General features: G+C 69.6%; 1 protein-coding gene. It reads right to left on the bottom strand.

What is annotated here, in order from left to right:
• The coding region (locus G7A99_RS20245; RefSeq protein ID WP_163143641.1) for a hypothetical protein at window positions 1-1,176 on the bottom strand (1,176 nt) is incomplete at both ends.

The raw sequence follows: 1,176 nt of genomic DNA on the forward strand, positions 1-1,176 counted from the left end.
GTCGGCGATCGCGACCGCGGACCCCAGGCGCAGCGGCGTGGAGCCGCTGCCGCCGTCGCTGGCGGCGAGATTGAACGTGCTGTTGATCCTGCGGGTGAGGAAGTCCAGGTACGGCGCCTGGAGCCGGTACGACGCCTTCACGTCCCGGGCGAGCCAGTCGACGAAACCGGCACCGGCCTTGGCGCGGGCGCTGTTACGCTGCGCATCCACCAGGTCCAGGGCCTGCACCGAGAGGTCCCCGCCGGCGGAGAGGTCGGACCGGAAGACCGCCCTGGTGGTGCTGTCGTAGTCGGCAACGGCGACGGCCGGTGCCGCGACGGCCCCCTTGCCGATGGCCGAAAAGCTGACGTCGTTCGTCAGCGACTGCCGGGTGAAGGCATTGACCAGGACATCGGAGTCGTTGGTGGTATTCAGCGTCACGCCATCGTCGACCAGCGCGGTGGTCTCGCTGCTGGTGACCGCCACCCCCAGGGCGAAGCCCATGGTCGTCAGGGCGTTGCCCTCGGCGTCGTGCTGGTTGATCGCCTCCGCGCTCTGGCGGAGGGTGTTCTCGCTGCTGGCGGTGACGTCCAGGTCGCCGTCGACATTGACCGTCGCGCCGGAGTCGATGCGCGCGCTGGTGGTCCCGTCGAGCTCGCCGTAGGCCACGCCCATGTTGAACGGGATCGCCTTGTTGTAGGCACCGAAATCGCCGTCGGCGCCGTTGTCGACGCGGCGCACGGCGTCCGCGTCGACGGACACGTCGCGTTCGGCGGTCAGGGTCGCCGTGCCCTTGACGGTGACCTCGGCGTCGGAGCGGGCGATGGAGACCGCCACCATGTCCTGCACGGCCTGGAGCTGGTCCGGATCATCACTGGGAATGGCGTCCACCAGACCGCTGAAGCCGTCGCGGCCATAACCCTGAAGACGCTCATAGAGCGACGAGAAGTTGCTGGCATCGTCGGTGATCTCGAGCACGCCGGACAGGAAGGACGGCGAGACCTCGGCGAAGCTGCCGGCATCGAGGGTGATATCCCGGCCCCTGAGTGTGCCGGCCACGGTCACGGTGGCACTGGCATCCGCCTCGCCGGCGAGCTGGACGTCGCTGGCGGCGGCGGTGATGGTGAGATCGCCGGATGCCGACGCCTCCTGCGCGTTGCGCGCGTTGACCAGCGCCCCCGCGGCCACCGTCACGGT

The organism is Arhodomonas sp. KWT (assembly GCF_010993615.1).